The sequence below is a fragment of the Streptomyces mayonensis genome (assembly GCF_018982965.1).
GTDB classification, from domain to species: Bacteria; Actinomycetota; Actinomycetes; order Streptomycetales; family Streptomycetaceae; genus Streptomyces; species Streptomyces mayonensis.
The window spans coordinates 1-26,222 of the sequence record NZ_JACBYP010000018.1 but is presented as its reverse complement, the minus strand read 5'-3'; the positions used below and the strand labels follow the sequence as shown (position 1 = coordinate 26,222).

21 protein-coding genes are annotated in these 26,222 nt (G+C 72.7%); 5 read left to right on the top strand and 16 right to left on the bottom strand.

Annotation, left to right across the window (positions count from 1 at the left end; genetic code table 11):
- Window positions 1–196 precede the first annotated feature (196 nt).
- Window positions 197–577 (top strand): hypothetical protein, encoded by a 381-nt coding sequence (locus HZS56_RS09725; RefSeq protein WP_216720317.1) that lies wholly within the window; start codon window positions 197–199, stop codon window positions 575–577.
- Window positions 578–624: 47 nt separating this feature from the next.
- Window positions 625–1,644: an NAD(P)-dependent alcohol dehydrogenase gene (locus tag HZS56_RS09720; RefSeq protein WP_216720316.1), complete on the top strand. Its 1,020-nt coding sequence runs from the start codon at window positions 625–627 to the stop codon at window positions 1,642–1,644.
- A gap of 13 nt (window positions 1,645–1,657) precedes the next feature.
- On the opposite strand, the gene HZS56_RS09715 is transcribed toward HZS56_RS09720, so the two are convergent.
- The 16 genes from HZS56_RS09715 to HZS56_RS09645 form a co-directional block, all read right to left on the bottom strand.
- Window positions 1,658–3,259, bottom strand: coding sequence for a sensor histidine kinase (locus tag HZS56_RS09715; protein WP_308408037.1), 1,602 nt, complete (start codon window positions 3,257–3,259; stop codon window positions 1,658–1,660).
- Window positions 3,256–3,948, bottom strand: a complete 693-nt coding sequence (locus HZS56_RS09710) for a response regulator transcription factor (RefSeq protein ID WP_216720315.1) — start codon at window positions 3,946–3,948, stop codon at window positions 3,256–3,258. The genes HZS56_RS09715 and HZS56_RS09710 overlap by 4 nt, the downstream gene beginning before the upstream one ends.
- A 116-nt stretch (window positions 3,949–4,064) precedes the next feature.
- Entirely contained in the window at window positions 4,065–4,943 is an 879-nt protein-coding gene (locus HZS56_RS09705) for an ABC transporter permease (protein ID WP_216720314.1), read from the bottom strand.
- Window positions 4,940–5,920, bottom strand: coding sequence for an ABC transporter ATP-binding protein (locus tag HZS56_RS09700; protein ID WP_216720313.1), 981 nt, complete (start codon window positions 5,918–5,920; stop codon window positions 4,940–4,942). The genes HZS56_RS09705 and HZS56_RS09700 overlap by 4 nt, the downstream gene beginning before the upstream one ends.
- Before the next feature lie 259 nt (window positions 5,921–6,179).
- A complete protein-coding gene (locus HZS56_RS09695; RefSeq protein WP_216720312.1) occupies window positions 6,180–6,716 on the bottom strand; it encodes a hypothetical protein in 537 nt (178 codons plus the stop codon).
- 85 nt (window positions 6,717–6,801) lie between these two features.
- Window positions 6,802–8,784 (bottom strand): hypothetical protein, encoded by a 1,983-nt coding sequence (locus HZS56_RS09690; protein WP_216720311.1) that lies wholly within the window; start codon window positions 8,782–8,784, stop codon window positions 6,802–6,804.
- The gene (locus HZS56_RS09685; RefSeq protein ID WP_216720310.1) at window positions 8,781–9,944 is read right to left on the bottom strand and encodes a 5'-methylthioadenosine/S-adenosylhomocysteine nucleosidase family protein; all 1,164 of its coding nucleotides are present in this window, start codon (window positions 9,942–9,944) and stop codon (window positions 8,781–8,783) included. The genes HZS56_RS09690 and HZS56_RS09685 overlap by 4 nt, the downstream gene beginning before the upstream one ends.
- Entirely contained in the window at window positions 9,945–10,688 is a 744-nt protein-coding gene (locus HZS56_RS09680; protein ID WP_216720309.1) for an NUDIX hydrolase, read from the bottom strand. It lies immediately after the preceding gene.
- A 187-nt stretch (window positions 10,689–10,875) separates the two neighbouring features.
- Window positions 10,876–11,031 (bottom strand): hypothetical protein, encoded by a 156-nt coding sequence (locus HZS56_RS09675; protein ID WP_216720308.1) that lies wholly within the window; start codon window positions 11,029–11,031, stop codon window positions 10,876–10,878.
- Window positions 11,032–11,038: 7 nt separating this feature from the next.
- Entirely contained in the window at window positions 11,039–12,094 is a 1,056-nt protein-coding gene (locus HZS56_RS09670) for a HEAT repeat domain-containing protein (protein WP_216720371.1), read from the bottom strand.
- A gap of 162 nt (window positions 12,095–12,256) precedes the next feature.
- Complete coding sequence (locus HZS56_RS09665; protein ID WP_216720307.1) at window positions 12,257–12,937, bottom strand: HEAT repeat domain-containing protein; 681 nt, start codon at window positions 12,935–12,937, stop codon at window positions 12,257–12,259.
- Window positions 12,938–13,034: 97 nt separating this feature from the next.
- A complete protein-coding gene (locus HZS56_RS09660) occupies window positions 13,035–13,676 on the bottom strand; it encodes a superoxide dismutase (RefSeq protein ID WP_216720306.1) in 642 nt (213 codons plus the stop codon).
- A gap of 103 nt (window positions 13,677–13,779) precedes the next feature.
- Window positions 13,780–19,092, bottom strand: a complete 5,313-nt coding sequence (locus HZS56_RS09655) for a DNA repair ATPase (RefSeq protein ID WP_216720305.1) — start codon at window positions 19,090–19,092, stop codon at window positions 13,780–13,782.
- A gap of 161 nt (window positions 19,093–19,253) precedes the next feature.
- Window positions 19,254–21,287 carry an SPFH domain-containing protein gene (locus HZS56_RS09650; RefSeq protein WP_216720304.1) on the bottom strand — a complete coding sequence of 678 codons (2,034 nt, stop codon included), beginning with the start codon at window positions 21,285–21,287 and terminating at the stop codon, window positions 19,254–19,256.
- Between the two features lie 390 nt (window positions 21,288–21,677).
- Complete coding sequence (locus HZS56_RS38705) at window positions 21,678–21,806, bottom strand: hypothetical protein (RefSeq protein ID WP_301543000.1); 129 nt, start codon at window positions 21,804–21,806, stop codon at window positions 21,678–21,680.
- 163 nt (window positions 21,807–21,969) lie between these two features.
- The gene (locus tag HZS56_RS09645) at window positions 21,970–22,515 is read right to left on the bottom strand and encodes a DUF4396 domain-containing protein (protein WP_216720303.1); all 546 of its coding nucleotides are present in this window, start codon (window positions 22,513–22,515) and stop codon (window positions 21,970–21,972) included.
- A gap of 288 nt (window positions 22,516–22,803) precedes the next feature.
- Here HZS56_RS09645 and HZS56_RS09640 point away from each other — a divergent pair, with 288 nt between their 5' ends.
- The 3 genes from HZS56_RS09640 to HZS56_RS09630 are packed head-to-tail and all read left to right on the top strand — an operon-like array spanning window position 22,804 to window position 25,880.
- Window positions 22,804–23,544: a hypothetical protein gene (locus tag HZS56_RS09640; RefSeq protein ID WP_216720302.1), complete on the top strand. Its 741-nt coding sequence runs from the start codon at window positions 22,804–22,806 to the stop codon at window positions 23,542–23,544.
- Window positions 23,545–23,550: 6 nt separating this feature from the next.
- Complete coding sequence (locus HZS56_RS09635; RefSeq protein WP_216720301.1) at window positions 23,551–25,122, top strand: AbeC-like domain-containing protein; 1,572 nt, start codon at window positions 23,551–23,553, stop codon at window positions 25,120–25,122.
- Window positions 25,119–25,880, top strand: coding sequence for a TIR domain-containing protein (locus HZS56_RS09630; protein ID WP_216720300.1), 762 nt, complete (start codon window positions 25,119–25,121; stop codon window positions 25,878–25,880). Before HZS56_RS09635 ends, HZS56_RS09630 begins: the two co-directional genes overlap by 4 nt.
- Window positions 25,881–26,222: the final 342 nt, after the last annotated feature.

Below are 26,222 nucleotides of genomic sequence, written 5' to 3'. Positions count from 1 at the left end.
TTCCTTGCCATGCGGTGTGGTGGCTGTATAAACCAAGAGAATCTTTACGTCTCATTCAAGCCAAGGCAGGTGAGCGCCCGTAGGCGACGAACACCTGTACCGGGGGTGAAAACGGCGAACGTCGACTTCGCCGGCAGCGCAGCGAATACGGAAGCAGGCGCTGTTCCACGCGACCCTCGAGCGCCTGGTCGGCCAGGTGCGCACCGCCGCACTGACCGCTCTGGAGCGCGAGGACGCCTACCTGCCCCGGCGGCTGGCCGACGCGATGGTCGCACTGCAGGCGGGCGCGGCCGCGGAGGACCCCGCCGTCGTACGCGAACTGCTGGGGACCGCCACCGACATCAGCGGCCCGCTGCTGGACCGGCTCCACGACGACGTGGTCGCCCGGATCGCCGGCCTGCTGCGGGCCACCGGCGTCGAAGCCCAGTGGCGGGGCGCCGGTCTGAGCGCCGACCAGTTGGCCGAGCACCTGTACCTGATCACCCCGGCGGTCGCCCAGTCCGGGCGGGACGGCACACAGCAGTACGAGGCGCTGTACACCGCGGCGCTCATCGTCGCCCGCGGGCACTGCGGCTGACCGGCACGCCGACGCGGCACGACCGACCACGCGACAGGAGTACCCCCATGACCGTACGCGCCCATGCAGTCCACCAGGCGGGCGGAGCAACCGAGTTGTACGAGTACGAGCCCCCGCCGCTCGGTCCGCTGGAGGTGGACGTCGCCGTCACCCACAGCGGCATCTGCCACACCGACCTGGGAATCATCGACGACCACCACGGCCATGCGCGCTTTCCGCTGGTCGCCGGGCACGAGGCCGTCGGCGTCGTCAGTGCCACGGGTTCCGCCGTCGACCCGCGACTGCTGTCCGTCGGTCAGCGGGTCGGCGTCGGGGCGATCGCTGGGTCCTGCTTCCGGTGCGAATGGTGCCTGACCGGTTCGCAGCACCTGTGTCCGGACCGGGACGACACGGTCCTGCGCGGCATGGGCGGAACCTTCGCCAGCCAGGTGCGCGCCGGCGACTGGCGACATGTCCCGGTGATTCCCGACGCCCTGGAGTCCCAGGAGGCCGCGCCGCTGCTGTGCGCCGGCACCACCGTGTTCAACGCCGTGGTCGGGCAGGGCGTCCGGCCGGCCGACACCGTCGCCGTGGTCGGCATCGGCGGCCTGGGGCACCTGGCCCTGCAGATCCTGGCCGCCTGGGGCTGTCACGTCACCGCGATCTCCACCAGCGACGACAAGGCCGACGACGCGCGCCGCTTCGGCGCCCACGACTTCCTCAACGCCCGCGACCTGCCACGGGCGCGCGACCGGTTCGACTTCGTCCTCGACACCGTCGGCGCCGACCTGCCCTGGGACGACTGCTTCGCCGCCCTGCGCCCCCGCGGCAAGCTGTGCGTCGTCGGCTTCCCCGACAGCCCCTTCACCATCAGCCCGATCAGCGTCCTCCCCGTGGAGAAGTCCCTGGTGTCGGCCGTGGTCGGGCCGCCGGCCGTGACGCGCCGGCTGCTCGACTTCGCCGCGCTGCACGGCATTCGCTCCGAGGTGGAGGTCTTCCCCTCCGAACGGCTCGACGAGGCCATCGACCACGTCCGCAGCGGCCGCGCACGCTACCGGGCCGTCGTCGACTTCACGACCGGCGGCTGACCCCGCTCAGCGGTCACTCCGGCCGCTCGCGCGGCAGCAGGATGCGGAAGGTGGCGCCGGTTCCCGGTGCCGTGCTCAGGTCGACCCGGCCGCCGTGGGCGCGGACCAGCGAGTCGACGATGGCCAGCCCCAGGCCGGCGCCGCCGCCTTCGGAGCGGGCGCGTGCCCGGTCGGCGCGGTAGAAGCGGTTGAAGACGCGTTCGGCCTGGTCGCCGGTCATTCCCGGGCCCTCGTCCGCGAACTCCAGGACGGCGTGGCCGTCCTCGACGCCGACGCCGATGCGGACCGGCGTGCCGGGCGGGGTGTGGGCGACGGCGTTGCCGACGAGGTTCGAGGTGACCTGGCGCAGCCGTGCCTCGTCGCCGAGGACGGGAGCCGCACCGGGCCGTCCGCCGCCGGGACCGGTGAGGTCGACGGGCCGCCCCGGGTCGAGGGCGCGCAGGTCGTGCAGCGCGTCCACGGCCAGGGTGCGCAGGTCCATCGGCGTCAGGTGCAGCGGCAGGGCGGCGGCGGTGCCGTGCTCGTCGAGGCGGGCGAGGAGCAGGAGTTCCTCCACCATGTCGACCAGGCGGGCCGCCTCCCGCTCGATCCGGCCCATCGGGGTGTCGACGTCGGTGCGTTCCGGCATGCCGCCCATCCGGTACAGCTCGGTCAGCCCCTTGATGCCGGCGAGCGGGGTGCGCAGTTCGTGGCTGGCGTCGGCGATGAACCGGCGCATCCGCTGCTCGGAGCCGGCACGGGCGGCGTCGCCCGCCTCGATCCGGTCGAGCATGCCGTTGAGGGACGTGGACAGCTTGCCCAACTCGGTGTGCGGGGCGGCCAGTTCCGGTACGCGGCTGGAGAGGTCCCCGGTCGCGATCGCGGCCGCGGTGGTCTCGATGCGGCGCAACGGCTTCAGCCCCGCCCGTACGGCGAACCACCCGGCGAGTCCGAGCAGCAGCAGGACGGCAGCGTTCAGTACCAGGACCCGGCTGGTGAGGCCCCACACGGCGTCCTCGACCTCACCGAGCGAACCGGCCACAACCACGCTGCCGCCCCCTGCGGCCGTGCCGTCACCGGCGGCCGTGCCGTCGGCGGCAGCCCCGCCATCGTCGGCGGCCGTGCCGTCGCCGGCGGCCCCGGCGTCACCGGCGGCCTCCGCGTCACCGGGCGCGCCCGTCACGGTGGCGAGCGGTACGGCGATCACCCGCCAGCTCCCCTCGCCGTCCTCGCCCTCCAGGGTGAAGGGCTCACCGGAACGGTCGGCGACCGCCGCGGCGTCCAGGTCCGGCAGCACGGGAGGCCGCCGCGCGGTGGGCCGGACGACGCGCTCGACCCGGCCGTCGCGAGTCAGGTGGGCGACGTAGACCTCCCGCAGCCACTGCAGCTCCACCGTGTCGCGCACCTGCCCGGCGGTGTCCCCGTCCACGGCCCGCTCCAGGACGGGAAGCCGCGCGGTCACCTCGGCGACGCTGCGGACCTGCTCGTCGAGCCGCTCCACGAGGCCGCGCCGGAGTTGGTCGACGGCCAGTCCGGTACTGCCGAGCAGGGCGGCCACCAGCAGCAGCAAGGTGATCACGAGCAGCCGGCCGCGCAGGGAGAGGCCGCTGATCCGGCGTGCCGCACCGCCGCTCACCGCGAGGGCCTGCGCAGCACGTAGCCGGTGCCGCGCACCGTGTGGATCAGCTTGGGTTCGGAGGTGTCCACCTTGCGCCGCAGGTAGCTGATGTAGGAGGCGACGATGCTGTCGTCGCCGCCGAAGTCGTAGTGCCAGACGGCGTCGAGCAGTTGGCGCTTGGTCAGCACCTGGCCGACGTGCTCCATCAGTACCCGCAGCAGGCTGAACTCGGTGGGGGACAGCAGGACCGGCTGCCCGCCGCGGGTCACGTGATGGCCCTCGGGGTCCAGGGCGAGGTCCCCGACGACCAGCCGGACGTCCGGCTGGCGGCCGCCGGTGCGCCGCAGGATGGCCCGGATGCGCAGGATCAGCTCCTCCAGGTTGAACGGCTTGGTGACGTAGTCGTCGCCGCCCGCGGCCAGCCCGCTGATCCGGTCCTCGGTCGCGTCCCGGGCGGTGAGGAACAGCACCGGCGGGGGCTCGGCCGGGGTCAGCGGCCCGCGCAGACGGCGTACGACCTCGAAGCCGTCGAAGTCCGGGAGCATCACGTCCAGGACGATCAGGTCGGGCGGTTCGTGCCGCACCGCGGCCATCGCCTCGGCGCCGGTGGTGACCGCCCGTACCTGGAAGCCGACCAGCCGCAGACTCGCCGAGAGAAGCTCGCGCAGCGTGGTGTCGTCCTCCACGACCAGGAGCTGTTCCGCCATGCCCGTCCCTGCTTCCGTCCCCGTCACCGTCCCCGCTTGCGTCCCCGTTTCCGTCCCGTCACCGTGCCCGTTTCCGTCCCCTGTCCCCCGGGCCCTCCCACCAGGGACCGATCCTCCTACGCGTCGCGTCGGCGGAAGGTGAAGAGTGCCGCGGTCAGCAGAAGCACCGCGCACGCCGCCATCACGGCGAGGCCCGGCCACGGGTCGAGCAGGGCGGGGTCGCGGTACGCGGTCAGGATCTGGCCGCCCGCGGACGACGGCCAGTACTTCTCCGTCCAGTCCGCGAGGACTCCGGGCAGGGCCGGTGCGAGGGCGGGCACGATCGCCATGCACACGAAGAGGGTGGTCACCGTGGCCGTGGTGCTGCGGATCAGAGTGCCGGCGGCGAGCCCGACGACCGCGGCGAGTACGAGGTGCAGCCCGCCGCCGAGAACGGCGCGCCACGTCCCCGCGTCGCCGAGCGCGAGATGGGGGGCGCCGGAGGACTCCAGCGCGGCCTGGCCGGCGAGCAAGCCGCCGAAGGTCGTCAGCAGCCCGGTCGGCAGCGCGACCGCCACGACCACGACGATCTTGGCGACGAGCACCCGGCCCCGGCGCGGGACGGCCGTCAGGGTGCTGACGATCGTGCGGCTGCCGTACTCGGAGGCGATGGCCAGGCCCCCCATCAGCGCCAGGACGAGCTGCCCCAGGACGACACCCTTCAGGCTGGTGGCCAGCGGATCGAAGGTGAGCCGGTCCGCGGCCGACATGGCGGCGTACTCTTCCCCGGCCGCGGACCCGCCGAGCGTGCCGAGGCCGGCCCCGGCACAGACGGTCGCCAGCACGGCGTAGAGGGCGGAGCGCATCGTGCGCAGCTTGATCCACTCGGCGCGCACGCTGTGACCGAGGGTCGTCCGTTCCGGCGGACCGGCGGCCGGGGCCTCGCGCCGCCCGCGCCGCGGCACAGCCGGCCGCTTCAGCCGCGTCCTGCGGGTCTCGGCAACGTCCTGGCTCATCGGGCGACCTCGCCTTCGGGGACGTGGCCGGCTCGGGAGGCGTACTCGGCTTCGGAGGCGTAGTCGACGCTGTCGCGGGTCAGTTCCATGAAGGCGTCCTCCAAGGACTTCCGCCGTGGGGCCAGTTCGTGCAGTTCGACTCCCGCGGCGGCGGCCAGCGCGCCGATCCGCGCGGCGTCCAGCCCGGTCACGGTCAGCACCTCCCCCTCGTGCCCCTCGTGCCCCTCGTCGCCCCGGCCGGTGCGTACGGCGGCGCCGGCCGCCGCCAGCAGGTCGGCCAACTCGGCCGACCTGGGCGAACGCACCACGACCTCCCGGCCCGCGACCGAGGCGATGAAGTCCGCCATGCCGGTGTCGGCGATCAGCCGGCCCCGGCCGATGACGACCAGGTGGTCGACGGTCAGCTCGACCTCGCTCATCAGGTGGCTGGACATCATCACGGCCCGCCCCTCCACGGCCATGTGCCGCACCAGGCGGCGCATCCACACGATGCCCTCGGGGTCGAGCCCGTTGAGCGGCTCGTCGAGCACGAGGACCGGCGGGTCGCCCAGCAGGGCGCCCGCGATGCCGAGCCGCTGCCGCATGCCGAGCGAGTACGTCCCGGCGGGCCGGCGGGCCACGTCCGAGAGCCCCACCTGGTCCAGCACGGCGTCGACCCGGCGGCGCGGGAGCCCGTTGCCCGCCGCGAGTGCCAGCAGGTGGTGGTACGCGCTCCGGCTCGGCAGCACCGCCCCGGCGTCCAGCAGCGCTCCCACGGCCCGCAGCGGCACGGGGTGCTCGGCCACGCGGCGGCCGCCGACGGTGGCGGTGCCCGAGGTGGGGGCGTCCAGGCCCAGGATCATCCGCATGGTGGTGGACTTCCCGGAGCCGTTCGGGCCGAGAAAACCGGTCACCTCACCGGGACGCACGGTGAAGTCCAGACCGTCGGCGGCGACGACCTCACCGTAGCGTTTGGTGAGCCCGCGAACCTCGATCATCAGCTCTCCTGCTTCACTCGTAGGCCTCGCCGCACCGTCGCGGTGCGGCGAGGCCAAGAGTCGCCGGGGCCGATGGGAGCCGGGTGAACGATCCTGTGAGCCGGATGGGAAACGCACACGCCACCGCGTCCCGAACACCCGGTATGCGGCACTTTGCCGAGGCTGGACACCGTCTTCCGCGAGGAGACTCCCAGAGCTTTGTCAGGAGGCCCGGGCGCACCTCCCCCCTCCGCCCGGCTCGTGAGCCCTCCGCGGCCCCCTACCGCTCCGCGTAGCGCAGGAACTGCCGGCCCAGTACGGCCAGGGCGAGTGTCTGCAGGAGGGAGACGGTCACGAGCAGGGTCCGGGCCTCGGTGGAGCACCAGAAGGCGGTCACGGAAACCATCGGCAGGACCAGGTAGGTGAACAGATCCACTGCGGTCTGCAGACGCTTGCGCGTGGTGCGGCTCGCGTCGCCGCGGTGGTAGGTCTCCCAACCGAACACCGCGCCTTCGGCGCCGCTGAGCTCGGCCAGTCTCGGTCCCAGCCGGTCGCGGACGTAGCTGCCGGCTGCCGAGATCTTCTCGTCGTTGACCAGGTAGGTCCAGCCCAGGACCAGGCAGATCACGGGGACGGTGAGCAGCAGTCGGGCCTGCCCGCTCTGGACGGCGATCGCCAGGACCGCGGTGGACGCGGCGAGGGTGAAGTAGAGGAGGTTGTCGCGGAACCCTATTCGGGTCTTCTGCTCCTCCTTGATGCGGTCGTACTCGGCCAGCAGCAGTCTGCTCTCGGTGACGTCGTCTTCTGTGGCGGCCACGGCCTTCACCCTTCCTGAGCTCGGGTCCCGGCGGGGCGGGCGGGTTTTGGCGTTCTGTCCCCGGCCCACCTCGCGGGCGGACCCATCAGTCGGTCGCGTCGAAGGGCGGAAGGTTGCCGGGGTCGTTTCGTTCGAGCCACCCCTTGCCGTCCGCGGCGATGCCTTCCAAGAGGCGGAAGGTATGGATGAAACCGGCCGAATCGAGATTGATTTCGGCGATTTCCTCGGCGTTCTCGTCCGGCGCCAGTTGATGGGAGTCGGCGTCCTTGACCCGGATGTTCCTGGCCGGCCCGTTGGTGAGGACGAGCTCCAGGTCGTAGCCGACCCGGGTGCGTTCTGTGACCTGTACGGAGGACAGGGCGTCGAACCGGTAGTTGCTCCGCTGCTCGTTCTCCCGCTTCGCGTCGGTGAAATCGAATTCCGTGCCGATCTCACGAACGCCGTCCTGAGTGACGAGGAAGAGACGGAAGCTGTAGCGCGAGTACCGCCAGGGACCACCCTTCACCCGGCCCCGCTTGTAGGGGCGCGCCGGTGTCACCAGGATGGTGTGGGTGATCAGGTCGCGCCAGGAGAGCTGGTAGTGGCGGAGCGCCTCGTCGACGAGCAGCCTCTTGTCGCAGGTGAGCCAGGTCTCCATCTCCAGCTCGGTGGGCCGTGTGGTGTCCAGGAAGGACTTCCAGTTGTCGTACGCGGCCTGCCGTGCGCCCAACTGCTCCTGGTATTCCCGGGTTTCCTCGGCCATCCGGCGCTCTTCGCCCCGGGCCCTCAGCCACGAGGCCGCAGCCCGGCATCCGGACCAGACCCCGCAGGCTCCGGCCAGGAGGGCCAGCAGGAACGGCGACCCGCCGCCACCGCCCGAAGCAACGGTCCCCAGGAGCATCACACTGGTGACGCCGAGCGCGACGAGAGCCGTCACGCACAGCACCTTGGACGTACCCGGGGTCCGGTTCCGACGCTGGTCGGACAGGGTGCCACGGTTGTGGCGGTCCCGGGTGTCCTCGGCGAGGTGGCGGATCAGCCAGTTGAGCCGGTCCACACCGACACGTTTCTCGCGGTAGAGGAGTGCGATCTCCGCGACGAGGGCGCTGCGGACCTGTGCGGTGTGATGAAGCCAGGCGCGCGGGTCGAACCCGGCGGGCGCGCGGTGACTGAAGTAGTACTCGAAGGAATGACGGACCTGGTTGGTGAAACCGTCCCCGGTGGCGGCGGGGCTGCCCGGGTGCGGGATGCGGAGTTCGTTCGCCCTCGCCTTGAGCTGGTGTTCCTCGTACCACCACTGGGGGCCGAAGCGCGCCGCGGTCAGTCCTGCGCCGAGCGACACCAGCAGCTCGACGACCGCCGCGGCCGGATCCGCGGCCAGCGCCAGGATGTAGAGGAACGCCATGACGAGGACGAACACGCCCGCTTGCAAGGGGAATGCGGCCCGGGCGGCGGCGCCCGTGCTGGGGCGGGGCTCCTGGGCCCGTGGTCCGATGGGATCAGGTTCGAAGTAGGCCCAGACCCGGTGGACGCGGTCGTTGCCGAAGCGCTCCGCCTCGGCCTGTGCGCGGCTCTGCGCCCACAGGCTGTCCTTCAGCCCTCCGGTGAGTACGAGGTCGAAGTGGTGGAGGATGGCGTCGCGCCGAGTGGGAGGCAGGGCTTGCAGCCGCTCCAGTACGCGTCCTGTTTCACCACCCGCGCCCCCGACCGTCGCCAGCAGGGCGAAGGCGGTCTGCAGCGCTTCCTTCCACTCCGAGTCGGCGTACGTTTTCACCAGGCCGGCGGCCTGGTGCAGCCGCTTGCGGTCCTCAGTGCCGAGGTCGTGGTAGGAGCGTGCGCTGAGCATGGCGAGCACCCAGTGGAAACGGACCTCCGCGTTGTCGTGTCCGAGCGCCATCACGTCGTTGAAGACGTCGCGGGCACGGCTCGGGACGCCGTTCTCCAGGTGGCGCACGCCGACCTTGTACTTCTCCTCGGGCGACGCGTCCGCGTTGATGTTCACCGTGGGGTTGTGCACGGTCTCGGCCTGGAATCCCACGGAGGATCCGAACTCCGCCGAGTTGTACGTCCTCCTGATGCCGTCGTTCATGACAGGTCACCCGCCGCGACGACCATGGGGGCCAGCCGGGCCACCAACTCGGAGGACTCCGCGATCAGGCCGCGTAACCTCTTGAGCGCCATGGTCGCCCTTCTGGACGCGTCGGGGGTCTTCTCCCTCGCCGCCCGGCGGGCGAAGCCCAGTTCGGCCAGTGCTTCCAGGTAGGTGTCGTCGTCGAAGGCGCCCTCGGCGTGGTGGCGCTTCAGGTGCTCGCGGAAATCGTCCAGTTCCACGACCAGGTCCACCGGACCCGTGGTCTTCGAGCCCGCGTTCACGTGGACGCTGCTTTTCGTGACCGAGCCGGCCATGATGCCGACGGTGCTGTTGTGAGCGGTGTTGCTGACGTGCTCCTTGAGCCTGTCGGCCGACTCGGCTCTGTCTGCCTGGGACATGGCGATCTGCTCCTGTTCCTCCACCAGTTCCACGGCCAGCCGGGTGGCGAAGGCCGCCGCGTTCGCCGCGGCCCGTGGTTGCCAGTTGCGGTCGTTCGCGCTGCTCTTCGTGCCGTCCGCGCGGTCGCTGATCCCCCGGATGATGGCCACCGGTGCCCCGTTGAGATGGCCGGCCTGCGCCACCCCGGCGGCCTCCATCTCGATCGCGAGCGCGTCGTTGTAGTGCTGCCGGATCCACCGCGCTTCGGCCGAGATCTTCGAGTTCTGCACGACCTCTCCGGCGGCGATCGCGCCGAAGCGGATCTGGGGCGCGGGCCCGTGACCGGGCACGTCGTCGGCCCAGTCGTTCGCACGCGCCAGGTGCGAGCCGAGCTGGCTGATGCCGTGCGCCGTCTCCCAGGTCCGGGGACGGGACTTGAGTCCGTCGTCCTCGCTGGTCCCGCCGTGGTAGGCGTACACGTGCGTCGCCATCACCACGTCGCCCAGCCTGGCGGTCTCCCACAGGGCACCCGCCACGCCGACGAACAGCACGGCCACCGGTGAGAACTCCTGTATGGCCCGTTCCGCGATCACCGCGGAGGAATGATTTCCCTTGTTCGTCAGGCCGAGTACGACCCGGCAGGAAGTGCCGGGCACGGTTCCCACCTCGAACCGCGTCCCGCGCTCATGACGGTGCACCCGCGCACCGGCCAGTTTCCGGCGCACGGCCTGGTACTCCAGGTTGAGGGCGGTGAGGATCACCACCAGGTCTTTCGACATCTAGTCCCCTTCCACTTCTGTGTCCTGTTCCGTCGTCGACGGCACGGGTCGGGTCAGCGGCGGGGACAGCACGGTCTTCGGCCCGGCCCGGTACAGCCGCGCGGGCCGCCCTCCCGTGGTTCTGCGCCCCGCGCCGGCAGGAATGATGAATCCCTTAACGGCCTGAACTTTCCGGTAGAAATTACGAGTGTCGAGCGCGGTACCCCAAACCGCCTCATACACCTGTTGCAACTCGGCTATGGTGAAGAGTTCTCCGCAGAACGCCGTGGCCAGCGACGAGAATTCGAGCTTGGTGCGCGCCCGTTCGATTCCGTCCGTCAGGATTTGGTGGTGATCGAAAGCCATCTCGATCTCCCCGGACAGGACGGATTCCGCGGGGACCCACGCGGCATCCTTGGCATCCGTGCCGGCGACCGGCTCCGGGAGGCCCGGGGCGATCGCCAAGTGGGCCACGGACACAACACGCCCCCGTGGATCACGGCCCGCGTCCCCGTAGGTGCCCAGCTGCTCGAGATGCACCGACCCGGCACCCAGGGCGGTTTCCTCGCCCAGCTCGCGGTGGGCGGCGTCGAGGATCTCCTCACCGGCGTGATTGAGGAAACCGCCGGGCAGAGCCTGCATGCCCTGGAAGGGATCCTCACCCCGCTCCACCAGCAGGACACACAGTCTCTGCTCGCGCAGAGTCAGGATGACGAGATCGACTGTCAGGAGTACAGGCGGGGGTGACCACACGTCAGCTTGCATGCCACTGACGGTACTTGGGTTTCTGTCACTTTAACAAGAAGGGAGACGCGACAACTGCCGGTGATGTAGGGCGGAGGTGGTCGGACGCGGCGTCGGTGAGTCGCGAGGGCCCCGCGATCGCGGCCAGGACGTCAACGTCACCCGAGGGGCGCGGCGCCCCGCCCTGCTCCAGCCGGACGTAGTGAGGTCACCGCCGGTGGCGGCGGTGGGCGCGCCACCTGTGGTACAGGCGGTACAGGCGGAAGGCCAGCAGGGGCAGTACCACCGCGGCGACGGTGATTCCCGCCCACGGCGGCAGGCTTCCCGAGTCCGGCAGGTAGATCGCGTGGGTCGACGGTGTCATGGCGTCCTCACCTCGTCCCGCGCAGGCGCAGCAGGTACCGCGCCGTCAGGGCGACGGCCGGGTCCTCGTCACGGGTCAGGGACGTCAGGGCCCTCGTCGCGCCCGGGCCCGGGACGTCGCCCAGGGTCTGGGTGAGGCGGCCGCGGGCCGGGGCCTGCGCGTTCTCGGCGGTGAGGCGGGCGACGAGGGCGTCCGTGATCTCGTCCGCTGTCGTGGGTGCGGTCGTGGGTGCGGTCGTGGGTGCGGCCGTACGGGCTGTCGTGGGGGCTTCGGCGAGCGTGCCCAGGGCGTCGGCCGCGTCGGTGTCGTTGCGGCCCTCGACGATCATGTCGACGAGCGCCGGGACCGCCTCGGTGCGGCCGCGCGCGCCCAGTGCCAGGGCCGCGCAGCCGCGGACCGCCGGGTCGGGGTGGGCGAGGGCGTCCCGCAGGTGTGCGGCGGCCCGGTCGCCGGGCAGTTCGGCGAGAGCGCGGGCGGCGCGTTCCCGTACGGCGGGCAGGGGCGAGTCCAGGCCCTGCGCCAGGAGGGGCGGAACCTCACCGTCCGATCTCGCCAGGGCCCAGCGCAGGGCGCCGGCCACGTTCGGGTCCGTCTCGTTCAGGGCCGCCTCGGCGAGGGCCTCCGCCGGCAGCGGGGCCGTCTCGCCGGCCGAGGCGAGGGCGGCGCGCTGGCGTGCGCCGGCGTTCGTCGACGCCAGTGCCTGGAGGAGGGCGACCGCCTGGAGGACGTCCTCCCAGTCGGCCGGGTCCGCGGCGTCGATGCGGTTCAGACGGGTGAGCAGCCGCTCCTCGGCGGCGATGCGCTCCCGGGTGCGGTCGATGAGGTCGGTGACCAGTGCCGCGGGGGTGAAGGCGGGGTCGTCGAGGGCGCGGGCGGTCTCCTTGAGGGACAGGCCCAGCGAGCGGAGGCTCTCGATGTGGAAGATGCGCCGGATGTCGGCGCCGGAGTACTCCCGGTAGCCCGAGCCGGTGCGGGCGGAGGGGCGCACCAGGCCCAGTGACTCGTAGTGCCGGAGCATGCGGGCACTGATCCCGGACCGCCGGGCCACCTCACCGATCAGCATCCCGCCCATCGTGCCACCTCGCCGGCCGGTGTCCCGCCGCTCGTCGTGCGCGCCTCGGCGGTCCGCGTTCCGCCGCCCTTCGTGCACCTCACCGGTCGGCATCCCGCCGCTCCTCGTGCGCCTCACCGGTCAGCGTCCCGCCGCCTCTCGTGTCTCGCGCGCTCAGCCGCCCAGGGCCACGACGCGCTTCGCCTCCTCCACCGCCGCCTCGAAGCCGGCGTCCGGGGCGCGTCGCAGGCGGTCGGTGGCGAGGGCGTGGGTGCGTACGCGCGGGTCCGCGGCCTGCGTCGCGGCGTGCAGGGCGGACACCGTCACGCCGGCGAGTTCCACGAGTGCCCTGCTGAGGCTCAGCTGCGTGTCCCGTCCGCCCCGGCCCAGCTGGGTCACCAGTACCTCGGCCAGGGCCGGCTCCTCGCCCTCCGGTACGAGGACGGCCGCCGTCCGCCACGCGGCGCGCGCCACCTCGTCGTCGGGGTCGCACAGGTGGGCCCGTGTGATCGCCGGCCAGGCCCGTGCGTCGCCGAGCTTGGAGAGGGTGTGCAGCGCCTGGCTGCGGGCCTGGGCGGTCTCGGAGCGGAGTTCGCCGAGCAGCCGGGGCAGGGTCAGCTCCACCGGGTGGCGGGTGAGCGCCCAGGTCAGCATGTCCCGTACGAAGAACTCCGGTTCGCTCGCGCAGCGCTCGATCAGCTTGTCGACGTGGCGCGGGTCGGGGTCCGTGCCGACGGCCAGCGCCGCGCTCAGCCGGACCGACGCGTCGTCGTACTCCAGCGCGCGGAGCGCTCGTGCCGTGGGCGTCGCGCCCGTGCCTTCCGCTTCCGTCGCGTCCTGTCCCGTGATCCCCATGGGGCACCTCCTGGCGGCCAGTGAAGACCTTGTCACCGTGTCAGGGTCAAGCGCCGGCCGGGGCGGTCACGGTCACGGGGCAGGACGGCGCGGGGCGTCAGGGCGCCAGGAGGAGGGCGTTCGTGCGGGACTTGGCGGCCTCGTAGCGCTTCGCCACGTCCTGCCAGTTGACGACGGCCCACATGGCGTCGATGAAGTCGACCTTCTGGTTCTTGTACTGCAGGTAGAAGGCGTGCTCCCAGGCGTCGAAGACCAGGATCGGGGTGGCGCCCTGGCCGACGTTGCCCTGGTGGTCGTAGACCTGCTCGACGATCAGGCGGCCGCTCAGCGGCTCGAAGGCGAGGACGCCCCAGCCGGAGCCCTGCGTGGTCGCGGCGGCCTTGGTGAGCTGCGCCTTGAAACCGGCGAAGGAGCCGAAGGACTCGGCGATCGCGTCGGCCAGGTCGCCCACGCCGTCCGCCGCCAGGGGTTCGCCGCCGCCGTCGCCGGTCATGTTGTGCCAGTAGATGGAGTGCAGGATGTGGCCGGAGAGGTGGAAGGCCAGGCTCTTCTCCAGGCCGTTGATCGAGCCCCACTGCTCGTTGTCCCGCGCCTCGGCGAGCTGCTCGAGCGTGTCGTTGGCGCCCTTGACGTAGGCCGCGTGGTGCTTGTCGTGGTGCAGCTCGATGATCTGCGGGTTGATGACCGGTTCGAGCTCCGAGTAGTCGTAGGGAAGCTCCGGGAGCGTGTACACCGCCATGTCCAACATCCTCCGACGTTCAGCGTCCGTGCCGTTACTGCGTTGACGTGTTGTTGCCAACGATGTGCAACTGCACGCTAACAGTAGTTGAGGTGAAGAGTGATCAGTCGGGGGCGTGTGGGGAGTGCGGGTTGGCGAGCAGGTGGCGGGGGTCGGCGGCGCGGGTGATGGCCGACTCGACGGCGGCGACGCGGTCCGCGAGCAGGCCCAGGGCCGCGACGGCGCGCACGAGCGGGTCGTCGTCGGGGCCGCCGAGGGTGCGGGCCCGGACGTGGGCGGCCCGTACCTCGGCCCAGCGGCCGGCCTGTTCGGGGGTGAGCGCGCCGCGCAGTTCGGCCAGCTTGAGCAGGTTGGCCTCGGCACCCTGGGCGAGGGACTGGGCCTCGGCGGTGTAGTGGTCGTCGAGGACGGCGGCGCGCTCGGCGTCGTTCATCACCGGGCGCAGCCGCTGGGCGATCTTGTTCATGTTGCGGTACGAACCCTGCAGCCGGAACGCCGGTTCCGTGCGGGTGGCGTCCGACTGGGCCGCGGAGGCGATGTACGCGGCGTTGACGGCCAGCACCGTCTCGCGGGCGGCGAGGAGGTGGCGCAGCACGGCGAGGACGCGTTCCAGCTCGGCCGGCGGGAGGGCGTGGGCGAGGCGGTCGGCGTGGGCGGTGGGGTCGCCGTCGGCGAGCCGGACGAGGAGCTCCAGGTCGGCCCGGTCGCGGCCGGCGAGCGGGGCGAGGACCGGGTTCGCGGTGAGCGCGTTCTCCAGGAAGCTGAGCGCGAAGGCGTCCTCCTTGCCGGTCAGTACGTCGCCCAGGTTCCAGACGTCGGCCCGGTTGGCGAGCATGTCGGGGACGTGGAAGCGGGCGCCGGACTCGGTGTAGGGGTTGCCGGCCATGCAGACGGCGAAGCGCTTGCCGCGCAGGTCGTAGGTGCGCGGGCGGCCCTCCCACACGCCGTCGACGCGGCGGGTGGCGTCGCACAGCGGGATGAACTTCTGGAGGAGTTCGGGGGACGTGTGCTGGATGTCGTCCAGGTAGAGGAGCGTGTTGTTCGCGGACGCCAGCGCGAAGTTGACCTTCTCGATCTCCTGGCGGGCGGTGGCGTTGGGTGCGTCGGCCGGGTCGAGCGAGGTGACGGTGTGGCCGAGCGCGGGGCCGCTGATCCGCACCAGCATCAGGCCGAGGCGGTCGGCGACGTACTCGACCAGGGTCGTCTTGCCGTAGCCGGGCGGGGAGAGGAGCAGCAGGAGGCCGCCGGTGTCGGTGCGCTTGTCCGCGCCGGTGGTGCCGAGCTGCTTGGCCAGGCTGTCGCCGATGAGCGGGAGGTAGACCTCGTCGACGAGGCGGTTGCGGACGAAGGCGGACATGACGCGCGGGCGGTGGTCGTCCAGGCGCAGCCGCTCGCGTTCGGTGCCCACCAGGGCGGTGCGGCGCCGCTGGTAGGCGCGGAAGGCGGGCACGTCGTGCGCGGCGAAGCGTGCGGTGCGGGTGAGGAAGTCGTCCAGGCGCAGGTCGAGGCGGCCGCCGGTGATGCGCGGGTGGGCGCCGAGGAGACCCTCGACGGTGGCCGTGGGCGGGGTACCGCCGTCGTAGCGGGGCAGGTCGGGGCAGAGTTCGGCGGCCACCGCCTCGGCCAGGTCGCCGGGGGCGAGGTCGGTGCCGGCGGCGGACGCGTACGCCGAGAGCCAGGCCTCGGCGAGCTGTCGGCGGGCGGCCAGGGCTTCGTGGCCGACCGGACCGTCCCCGGTGGCCGGGTCGGTGAGCGCGGCCAGGTCCTCGGCGTAGGCCGGACCGCCCGCCGTGCGGTGGAACTTGTCGAGGAGGCCGCGGGTGTCCGCGCCGAGGACGAAGCCCTCGGGGGCGGTGGTCAGTTCGTGGAAGAGGTACGCCGCAGCCGCAGCGGCAGCGGGGGCGGGGGCGGGGGCAGCAGCAGCGCCGGACTCCGGGGTCGCGGACGCCCCGGACGCCCCGGATGCCCCGGGCGCCGGTGCCGCGGATGCCCCGGCCGGCTCCTTCGCCGTCCCTGCCGACTCCTCCACCGTCCCTGCGGGGCCCTTCGCCGTCCCTGCGGGCCCGTTCGCCGTCCCGCCCGCCCGCGCCTCGTCGGGGGCGGTGGTCCACGCGGTGATCGCCTCCGCCAGTTCCCGTTCCAGGTCCGCGATCGCGCCGGTGAGGCCGAAGGTGTCGCGGGCGCGGGCCAGGGACACCGCGCGCCGGGTCCAGGTTTCGCGGTGCCGGTCGGTGGTGCCGTGGGACCAGAAGAGGTGCGCGGTGGCGCGGGCGGCCGGTTCGTGGCGCAGGGCGCCCGCCTTCTCGTACAGCGGCAGCAGCGCCGTGAGGACGGCCGTGGTGTCGTGGTCGTGCACGCCCCGCTCGTAGCCCTCGTCGTACGCCTCCTGCGCGGCCTCGCGGACGAGGGCGGGCAGGTCCTCGGCGGCGGCGAGCGCGGCGGCGCCGTGTTCCCGCAGCAGGCGGGCGGCGAGGTGCTCGGCGCGGTAGACGCCGGGCGACTCGGACGGCAGGGAACGGTCCCAGTACGGGCGGGTGGCCGCGAAGCCGGGGTCGGTGACCGGTGCCCGGTAGTCGGTGCCGGTGAGGGCGAAGGCGATGCCGTCGCCGTCGGGGACGAGGGTGAGGTCGAGGGGCTGGGTGTTGACGGCGAAGCGGTGGGCGCCCAGGCGCAGGGTGCGGCCGTCGTCGGCGTACAGGTCGGTGCGGTCGCGCAGGGCGCGGGCGGCCTCCTGGCGGGCCGACTTGAGGCGGCCGTCCAGTTCCTCGGCGCGGACGGTGTCGCCGAGGGCGCGCAGTTCCTCGGCGGTGCGGCGGACCTTCGCGACCATCGGGTCGGAGGCGAAGTAGGTGCTGACCGCGTCGGGGTCGGTGAGGGCCGCGCAGCGCCTGGTGACCGTCTCCAGGATGCGGGCGGCGGAGGCGGCGAGCTGTTCGGCGCGGCGGGCGCGGGTGTCGGAGAGGGCCTGCTTGCGGGCGGCCAGCGCCTCGTAGATCTCGGTGCGCTTGTCGGCGAGTTCGCCGAGGAAGGCGTCGAACTCGGCGAAACGGGACTCCAGGTCCTCCAGGCGGGCCAGGAGCCGGGCGAGTTGGTCGTCGCAGCGTTCGGGGGTGTCGGCGGCGGCGAGTGCGGCGGTGACCGCCTGGCCCAGCAGGGCCGTCTCGGCGGCGAACTCGGCGCGGCCCTCGTGGTCGAGGAGGGCCCGGCGGCGGGCGTCGAGGGTGGCGCGGGCGCGGTTGACCCCGCCGAGGACGGCGGCGACGCGTTCCAGGAGGGCGGTGCGGACCGTGGCGTCGCCCATGTCGAGTTCGGCGACGACGTCGGTGACCGTGCGCAGCCCGTCGGCGAGTTCGTCGAGCCGGGCGGCGACGGGTACGGCCTCGGCGACGGTGGTGAGGTCCTCGGCGTCGGCTACGAGCCGTTCCACGTCGGCGCGTTGGGTGTCGAAGGCGTCCTCGCGGGCGAGGAAGGCCACGGCGCGCCGTCCGAGTTCGGCGAGGGACGCCTCGGCCTCCTCGGCGAGGGCGTCGACGGCTGAGGCATCGGCGTACCGCAGCTCCTTGACGCCGAGCAGGTGCCCGTGCGCGTGCCGCAGCTCGGTGAGGCCGCGCACCCAGGCGGCGGCCTCCTTCGGCGCCTCGCCGCGCAGCCGCCGGACCACCGCGGCGATCCGCTCGGCGGCCTCGTCGCGGGCCTCGGCCGCCCGCCGGGTGAGGTCCCGCACCGTCTCGAACTCGGCGAGCACCTGCTCGGCGGTCTCCCGCACCGACCCCAGCGCTCCGGCCAGGTCGCCCAACTCCTCCTCGCCGAGCCAGTGGTGGCCGTCGGTGGCGCGCACGCAGTCGGCGGCCAGCGCGCGGTACCCCTCGCCGGTGGTGATCCCGTCGGCGACGGCACCGGCGACCGACAGGGCCGCGGAAATGCCACGTACGAGGTCGGCATTGCCGACGCGGGCCAGGGGGCCGCTCCCGGCGGGCGCGGCGGCGGCGTACGTGTCGGAGACGTACGGCGAGTGCCACAGCTGGACCGGGTGCACCTGGGCGGGCTCGTCGCCGTCCGCGCGCAGCACGGTGAACGTGCCGTCCTCCGCGAGCGCCCAGCCCCGGCAGGGCAGCGGGTTCGCGACCTCCTTGCGGATGGTGTTGTACGACAGCAGCAGGCCACGGCTCCCGCCGCGCGCCTGGAAGGCGTACAGCACGTCCTCGCCGTTCGGCGAACGCATCTCGCGTTCGAACTCCAGGCCGGCGGCGTCGATCTCGTACGTCTTGTGGGCGCCCGTGGCCAGGCAGTAGCCGCCGGGGAAGACGATGCCCTGGTCGTCGGGCAGGCGGCGACAGGCCGTGCCGATGCCGTCCAGGCGGACCACGGACTTGGTGAGGGTGTTGCAGACCAGGTAGCGGTCGGTGTCCTCCTTGTAGGGCCGCACGCGCAGCAGGACCAGCGGGCCGACCCGGGCGTGGGCGACGTCGGCGTCCGCGAGGGCCTGGAGGGGCTCGTCGACGGGCTCGGTGAAGACGCCCCGGTCGGTCTCGGTGTCGTCGTCGAGCTTGACGGTGAGCGTGCCGCCGACCGCGCCGACGTAGAAACCTCCGGGGACGGCGATGTGCGGGTGGCGGCCCTGGACGTGGTCCTCGCGGGTCGTCTCCGTCCAGGGGAAGTCGTGGGCCGGCGGGAAGACGTCGTCGCGTTCGCCGCGGGCGTCGAGGAAGACGGCACGGACTTCCGGCGCGTCCCGGTCCACCGGCGCGTCCCGGACTTCCGGCGTGGCCCGGACTTCCGGCGTGGCCCGGACTACCGGCGTGGCCCGGACTACCGCGCCTGCGTGCCCGGCCTCCGTGAGGTTCCAGCGCAGGACGCGGATGTCGTCGGCCTTCTCGCCGGTGCGGAAGACGGCCAGCAGTCTGCCGTCGACGATACGCAGCCGCAGCAGGCGGGCCTCTCGGTAGTAGCGGTGCAGATCCGCGAACTCCCGTACGAACGCCGGGTCGTCGAGCAGTCCCGGGACGGCCGGCTCGGGCAGCGGGTTCAGGTCGCGGTCGTGGAGCGTGAAGACGTCGGACACCGCGGCCGGGGTGCCCGCGCCCGGCCGGACGGTGGAGCCGAGGAGCAGGACGCCGTCGCCGACGGCGGCGATGTCGCGGGGCACGCCCGGGCGCCCGGTGCGCAGCCGCTCGGTGCGCGCCAGTTCCAGTCGCGCCGATCCGAACTCCTCGACGCGGCGGGCGTTGAGGAGTTCGGCCCGCCGGGTCAGCTCGGCGGCCTGCGCGGCGAGGCGGTCGCGCAGCACCTCGTAGGCACCGGTGTCGGCGGCGTCGGCGGCGTCGGCGGTGTCGGCGGTGTCGGCGGCCTGCGTGCCGGGCACGTCGTCCGGGATCCCCGGCTGGTGCGTGGTGTCCGTCTCCGGGGCGGTGGCCATGAGCAGTTGATCCCTTCAGGAGGCGGGTGCGCGACTTGTGGTGGAGGAGGGAGAGGAGAGCGGCAGGGAGGATTAAGGACGGAGGGTGGAGGATGGAGGAGAGGGTGCCGAAGCCGCCGACCCCCGTACGGCGACCCCGGCACCCGGTCGGTGGCGGGCGGTCAGGCCCGGGTCGCGCCGTTCAGCGCGGTGAGCGGCGTGTCGGCGAGGCCGAGTTCACCGGCGCGCTCCAGGAGCCGCTGCACCTGCCCGGCGTCGGAGCCGCCCGACTTCATCAGCTGCATCAGCAGCGCGGAGACCGTCAGGTTCTGCACGTCGCCCGTGGAGACCGAGCCGAGGACGCGGGTCAGGTCGTCGGTGAAGCTCGACGAGCCGTCCAGCCACGGTCCGGCGAGGGTCTGTGCCGTCTCGGAGTGCTTCACGAACCCGTCGACGCCCTTGCCGAGCGCGACCGAGGACATCAGCCGGTCGAAGAAGACCGTGTCGCCGCCCACGATGTCGATGTCGGCGTTCTCCAGGCCGGTGGCGAGCACCGTGGCCTGCGCCTCGGCGACCTGCCGCTGCACGTCGAGCCCGGCCAGCCGGATGTCCTTCTCGGCCTCCAGGCGCAGCCGGTACTCCTCGTGGCCGCGCGAGGCGTCGTCCAGGGCGGCCATCGCCGCGGCCTTCTCGGTCAGTCCGGCGGCCTCGGCCTTGAGCCTGCCGCCGACCGCCTCGGCCTCGGCGAGCGCCTTGGCCCGCGCGCCCTCGGCCTCGGCACGCATCCGGGCCTCGGTCGCCTCCGCCTCCGCGCGGCCGGCCTTCTCGATGACGTCGGCCTCCTTGTCGCGCACCTGCACCGCGGCCAGACCCTCCGCGGCGGCCTCCGCCTGGAGTCCCTCGGCCATCCGCAGCTTCGCCTGCGCCTCCAGGTCGGCACTCTTCAACCGGGCTTCGGCCAGGGTGAGTTCCTCGGCTGCACGGTGGGTGGCCGCCGCCTCGGCCGCCTCCGCGGCCTTGATGTCCTTGACCAGCTGCTCCTGCGCCTGGGCCTCGGCGGCGATGACGACGGCCTGCCGCTCCCGCTCGGCCTCCTCCACGGCGCGCAGCTTCTTGATGGACTCCTCCTGCTCGGCGACCGTACGGTCCACGGCGACGCGCTCGCGGATGACCTCGGCGATGTCCCGCTTCTCCGCCTCGACCTCCTTCTCGGCGGCGATCCTGGTCAGTTCGGTCTCCCGGTCGCGGCCGATGACCTCGAGCATGCGGTCCTTCTCGATGCGCTCGTTCTCGACGGCGATGACCCGCTCGCGGTTCTTCGCGGCGACGGCGACCTCGCGGGCCTGGTTCTCGCGCTGCACGCCGAGCTGTTCCTCCGTGCGCAGGAACGCCGCCTGCGCCCGCAGCCGCTCCTCCTCCACGACCCGCGCCGTCTCGGCCTCCTCGCGGGCCCGGGTGGTGTCGATCTCGCGCTTCTGCTTGATCTCGGCGTCCGCCTGCCGGCGCTCCAGCTCCAGTACGGCCTCGCGCGCGTCGACGTTCTGCCGGGTGATCTCCTTCTCCTCCGTGCGCCGTGCCTCGTTGGTGCGCACGTGCTCGACGGCCGTCAGTTCGGTGATCTTCCGGATGCCCTGGGCGTCGAGGACGTTGGCCGGGTCCAGCTGGGTCAGCGGGGTCTGCTCCAGGTAGTCGATCGCCGCGTCCTCGAGGTGGTACCCGCTGAGGTCGACGCCGATGACCTCGATGATCCGGTACCGCAGCTCCTCGCGCTTGGTGTAGAGGTCGGTGAAGTCCATCTGCTTGCCGACGGTCTTCAGCGCCTCGGAGAACTTCGCGTGGAACAGCTCCTGCAGCGTGTTCCGGTCGCTGGCGCGGGCGGTGCCGACCGCCTGGGCGACCTTGACGACGTCCTCGACGGTCTTGTTGACCTTGACGAAGAACGAGATGCGGATGTCGGCGCGGATGTTGTCCCGGCAGATCAGCCCTTCCTTGCCGGCCCGCGTGATCTCGATGGTCTTCACCGAGATGTCCATCACCTCGGCCTTGTGCAGCACCGGCAGCACCACCTGACCGGTGAAGGTCACGTCCACCTTGCGCATCTTCGAGACGATCAGCGCCTTGCCCTGCTCGACCTTGCGGAAGAGCCGGGAGACGACGAACAGCACGAGGGCGACGAGGAGCAGGCAGACGACGGCGAGGACACCGATGACTTCCATGAGGCATACGTCCTTATGGCATGAGGCGGTTGGGCGGCTGGGCGGCCGCCATCCCGGCCGGGCGGCGGCCGGCCGGGAACGGTGGCCGGTCGAAGCGTGGCCGGGCGGGACAACCGCGCGGTGGTGTGGTGCCCGCCCGGGCGGGCGGAGGCCGGGTGGGCCGGTCGGGCCGTCGGCCGGTGAGAGCCCCGGTCGGTCAGGACCTCGGCCGGTCAGGGCCCCGATCGGTCAGGGCCCCGGCCCGTGCGGCCGGCGGTCCGTGCGGCCGGCGGTCCGTATGCGGGCCGACCGTCCGTACGTCCCGCGGCCCGTACGGCGCCCCGGCTCGTCAGGCAGACGGCGGCCGCGCCGGGCCCCGGCAGGACCGAGGCGTGGTGCTCGGTATGGGCTTCAGACGGACTGGGCGGCGCGAACGGCGCGGCGGTCGTGGGCCGCGGCAGCGGCGGCGCGCACGACTCGGCCGGGTTCGTCGGGGCGGAGCCGGTGCAGTGGGCGGACGAAGTCACTGTTTTTCGTCATCGTCCGCCCCCTGTCCGTAGTGCTCCCCGTGGCACCCATGATGCGTGAAGGTGCCATCGATCCGCATTGCCGGTTTCCGGAAGCGTTCACCGGGGCTTCGGTGCCGATTGCCGCCAAGTGCCCGGTGGGGCAGCCCGGTTGGGCCGCGGGACGCACGTACGCGTCAGTGGTGGGCGTGGGCCACGGCGTGCCCCTTGCCCCGGCCGATCATCCACTTGTTGACCGGCGTGGTGAGGACGAAGGCGACGGCGAGTCCGCCGAGGAGGGTGCTCCAGAACAGCAGGTCCGACAGCTGGGCGTCCATCGCGCCGGGCGTGAGGGCGACGATGCCGTTGTCGACCAGCTCCATCACGGCGATGGAGACGGTGTCGGCGGCCAGTGCGACCTTGATCGCGGACTTGAGGTCGAGGCCGGCGCGGACGACTCCGAAGAGTGTGAAGGAGTAGCCGAAGACGAACGCGAGCGCGATCGCCAGCACCATGGTCGGGGCGTTTCCCCAGGCCAGGGCGGTGCCTACGACCATGCCGAGGATCTCGCCGACGGCACAGCCGGTCAGGCAGTGCAGCGTCGCTCGGGCCGCCATGGACCAGGACGCGGGCGCGTGCGCATGCGGGTGCGAGTGCGCCTGCTCCTGTCCGGAGTGCTGTCCGGAGTGCCGGCCGGCGGGCGGGGCGGCGTGGTGGCCGGTGTGCCGGGTGGTGTGGTGCATGGGCGTCTTCCCTTCACCTCGCTCACGATCTCAGCGTACGACAACCATACCCCCCAGGGGTATATTCCCGCCTCTCGGCGACCGTGCCCGGCGACCTGCTCGGCGGCCTGTTACGCCCCCCCCGTCCGCCGCATTACCGGAAGCCGATCGGAAGCGCATCGGAACCGCAGAAATCTGGTTCCGGAAGCGCTGCCCCTGGTCGGATCGGTCGATGCACGAGGCACATCGGCCCACTCGGGGCGCGTGCCGTATCCGCTGGGTCGGATACCGGCGGCAATGAGGTGACAGATGAGCAATGCACGCGTTCCGTCCGGCGCCCGGGATTCCTACCCGGCGCCGGGACTCGCACTCACGCCCGGCCACGTACGCAACCAGGCCATGGCCGTCGTGGCGATCCCGTTCGTCCTCATAGTCGTGCTGGCCGTGGTGCTCGCCACGGCCGGCGACGACGAGGTGCCGGGCACCGGCGGGCTCTACGGAAGCGGCGCCCTGCCGGACTGGGGATCCGGGTCGGACGACGGCGGCACCGGCGACGACAGCGCGGACGGCACCACGGACGGCACCACCGACGACGGTACGAACCCCGACGGCTCCGGCGGCCTGACCGGCGGTGACACCTGGCCCTACGACGGCACCACGGACGACACGGCCACGGACGATACCGACAGCGACACCGAGGACACCGGCACCGAGGACACCGGCACCGAGGACACCGGCACCGACGACCCCTACGCCGCCGGCGACGGTCCGGAGGCGACGGTGACGGCCTACTTCGACGCCATCAACGACCGGGACTTCACCACCGCCTGGGAACTGGGCGGCAAGAACCTCGACCCGGACTACACCCACTTCGTCGCCGGCTTCGAGACGACCGACCGGGACGACGTCACCGTGACCGGAACGGCCGGCGACGAGGTGTCGGTCACGGTCGTGGCCTGGGACACCGACGGCACCCCGACGACGTACGCGGGCACCTACACGGTGCTCGACGGCGTCATCACCGCCGCGGACATGCGGGAAGGGAACTGAGCAGCCATGACCACCCACGCCGCCCCGCCGCCCCCGGACGCGACGAGCAACGCCACCCGCCTGCTGTGCGCCGGCACCTACCTCGACCCCCTCTACCGCAAGGCCGTCATCCGGGAGCTGCTGACCCACCGCTACCGCGTGGTGTCCCCCTCCTACGGCTACGACGCCGCGCCGGTCCTCGCGCACGCCCTCGCCGCCCACAACCTGCGCCGCAACCAGCTGATCGCCCTCGGCGCGGGCACCGCCGCAGTCGCGCTGCTGCTCTTCACGGACATGGTGAACGGGTTCACCGCGGCCCTGCTGGTCTTCTGGCTCGCGTGGGCCACGATGTTCCTGCGCCGCCTCGCCGTCCTCCAGACCCTCGCCGAGCACCTCGCGCCGCCGACGGACGACCGGGCGGGCTTCGACGGCGCCTACCCGATGACCTCGCGCCTCACCCCGGAGCTGGTCGGCAAGATCAACCGGGAGCAGTCCTCCGACACCGTCTACTACGGCGGCTACAAGCCGTTCGTCGGCGCCGGCCACTCGATCCGCCGGTGGGCCAACGCGGAGCTGCTGCTCGGCGCCCCGGTCTCACGGACCGGCGCACTCGGCCATGGCCTGCTCAACGGGCACGTCCCCGCCCAGCACGGGCCGGGGAACGGCGCGGGCGACTCCCAGCCGACCGAGCGCAAGCCGATCATCCCCTTCACCGTGGAGGAGATCACCGGCCGCGTCTGCGAGCAGATGCTGGCGGACCTGCGCGACAAGCCCGCCCCCAGCGACCGCGTCCGGCTGCTCTCGGTCGACCGGCGGCGCTTCGCCAAGGCGGTCCGTACGGCCGAGGGCAGCGAGCCCCTCGCCGTACTCCTCGACGACCCCGACCCCGACCGCGGCGGCCCGCACTGGCGCGAGGACTACGACGCCAGCCGCGAGTACCTGTGCATCCGCATCGGCGCCTGGCAACAGGAGCTGGTGACCTCGGTGTTCATCGGCTTCGACATCAAGGGCAGCACCCTGCACACCGAGTTCTACACCTACGTGCTCGGCCCCGTGCCGGAGAGCTTCCACCTGGCCGACCGGCTGCCCGCCACGATCGGCGGCGGGCTGATGCTGCGCATCGCCTGGGACGTCACCCGCAGCGCGCCCGGCGAACTCCTGCGGCTGATCACCAACCCGCTGCGCGAGCGGCTGCCCAGCCGCTTCGGTTCCGACACCGTCCGCACACTGGTGCGCCAGCCCGTCGACACCAGCGAGTTCCGGCTCGGCCGCTACGCGCTGACCGTCGTGGACTGCGGCGCCCTCACCAGCGTCCGCGAACTGGCGCCCGACCACGGCTTCCACCACTTCTTCCAGGAGACGGACGCCATCAAGTACATCCAGATCATCGAGCGCCATCTGCTGCAGATCGTCGGCGACTTCCTGCGCGACCACGACGTCGACACCCGCGAGCACGAGGCGGCGCAGACCAACATCCTCCAGCAGAACTTCGGCGCGGGCAGCAACAACAACTTCGGCAACAACCAGAGCGTCGGCAACAACAACACGCAGACCTCCGGCAACAACTCCGGGATCACCAGGGAGGCACGACCGGTATGAGCGGCCCCAACGGCAACACCAACCACGGAGGCAACCAGGCCGTCGGCGACGGCAACGTCCAGACCTCCGGCGACAACTCCCCCGTCGGCGGGCCGCCGCACCCGTCCTTCGTCCCGGCCGGGCGCTCCCACGCCACCGGTCGCCCGCAGCACGCGGCCACGGCCACGGCCACGGCCACGGGGGCCGCCGACGCGTCGCCCGGCGCCTCCGCCGACGCGGCCCGGGCGCGCAGCGTCTTCGTCGTGCACGGCCGCGACGACCAGGTGCGCCGGGAGATGTTCGAGCTGCTGCGCCGCCTCGACCTGCGGCCCAAGGAGTGGGAGGAACTGGTCGGGGCGACCGGCCACGCCTCGCCCTTCCTCGGGGACGTGGTCGCCGGCGCCCTCGCACAGGGCCAGGCGGCGCTCGTCCTGCTCACCCCGGACGACGTCGTCACCCTCCACCCGGAGCTGCGGGGCCCCGTCGAGCCGGAGTACGAGACCGGGTACGTGTGCCAGCCGCGCCCGAACGTCCTGATCGAGCTGGGCATGGTGCTGATGGCCTACCCCGAGCGCACGGTGATCGTCGAGGTCGGCGGCCTGCGGCCGATCGCCGACATCGCAGGCCGCAACGTCATCCGCTTCGACGGCTCCGAGACCGCGCTCGGCAAGATCGTGGAACGGCTGAAGCTCGCGGGCTGCGCGGTCAACGACACCGGCTCGGACTGGCGCCACACCTACCCCTACCGGCACCTGTCCGCATACCACCGCCGGCCGTAGCGCCCGGCGGATCCCGCGCCGCTCGGGGGACCGGCGCACCCGGCCCCCGGGGCACGTCCCGCCACGAGGCACGTACCCCGGGGACCGGCCCGTAGCCACGCCACCCGCCCCGTTCCCGCCGCACCCCGGCCCGTACGGCCACCCCCTCAGGCCCCCCAGGCGCACACCGTCAGGCCGCACCCCGGCCCGGGGGGGGGGGGGGGGGGGGGGCGGCGGGCGGGGGGGGGGGGCCCCGCCCCGCGGCCCGCCCCCGCGGCCCCCCGGGGCCGGGGGCGGCGGCGGGGCGCCGAGGCGGCGGCGGGCGGGGGCCGCCCCCCGGCGGGCGCCGGCCCCCCCGCCGGG

Coding starts and splice junctions, on each gene's coding strand:
- HZS56_RS09655 (WP_216720305.1), bottom strand. CDS start 19,092: ATGGCCACCGCCCCGGAGACGGACACCACGCACCAGCCGGGGATCCCG.
- HZS56_RS38705 (WP_301543000.1), bottom strand. CDS start 21,806: ATGACGAAAAACAGTGACTTCGTCCGCCCACTGCACCGGCTCCGCCCC.
- HZS56_RS09665 (WP_216720307.1), bottom strand. CDS start 12,937: ATGGGGATCACGGGACAGGACGCGACGGAAGCGGAAGGCACGGGCGCG.
- HZS56_RS09650 (WP_216720304.1), bottom strand. CDS start 21,287: ATGGAAGTCATCGGTGTCCTCGCCGTCGTCTGCCTGCTCCTCGTCGCC.
- HZS56_RS09710 (WP_216720315.1), bottom strand. CDS start 3,948: ATGGCGGAACAGCTCCTGGTCGTGGAGGACGACACCACGCTGCGCGAG.
- HZS56_RS09720 (WP_216720316.1), top strand. CDS start 625: ATGACCGTACGCGCCCATGCAGTCCACCAGGCGGGCGGAGCAACCGAG.
- HZS56_RS09635 (WP_216720301.1), top strand. CDS start 23,551: ATGACCACCCACGCCGCCCCGCCGCCCCCGGACGCGACGAGCAACGCC.
- HZS56_RS09680 (WP_216720309.1), bottom strand. CDS start 10,688: ATGCAAGCTGACGTGTGGTCACCCCCGCCTGTACTCCTGACAGTCGAT.
- HZS56_RS09640 (WP_216720302.1), top strand. CDS start 22,804: ATGAGCAATGCACGCGTTCCGTCCGGCGCCCGGGATTCCTACCCGGCG.
- HZS56_RS09645 (WP_216720303.1), bottom strand. CDS start 22,515: ATGCACCACACCACCCGGCACACCGGCCACCACGCCGCCCCGCCCGCC.
- HZS56_RS09675 (WP_216720308.1), bottom strand. CDS start 11,031: ATGACACCGTCGACCCACGCGATCTACCTGCCGGACTCGGGAAGCCTG.
- HZS56_RS09660 (WP_216720306.1), bottom strand. CDS start 13,676: ATGGCGGTGTACACGCTCCCGGAGCTTCCCTACGACTACTCGGAGCTC.
- HZS56_RS09700 (WP_216720313.1), bottom strand. CDS start 5,920: ATGATCGAGGTTCGCGGGCTCACCAAACGCTACGGTGAGGTCGTCGCC.
- HZS56_RS09630 (WP_216720300.1), top strand. CDS start 25,119: ATGAGCGGCCCCAACGGCAACACCAACCACGGAGGCAACCAGGCCGTC.
- HZS56_RS09690 (WP_216720311.1), bottom strand. CDS start 8,784: ATGAACGACGGCATCAGGAGGACGTACAACTCGGCGGAGTTCGGATCC.
- HZS56_RS09705 (WP_216720314.1), bottom strand. CDS start 4,943: ATGAGCCAGGACGTTGCCGAGACCCGCAGGACGCGGCTGAAGCGGCCG.
- HZS56_RS09685 (WP_216720310.1), bottom strand. CDS start 9,944: ATGTCGAAAGACCTGGTGGTGATCCTCACCGCCCTCAACCTGGAGTAC.
- HZS56_RS09670 (WP_216720371.1), bottom strand. CDS start 12,094: ATGCTGATCGGTGAGGTGGCCCGGCGGTCCGGGATCAGTGCCCGCATG.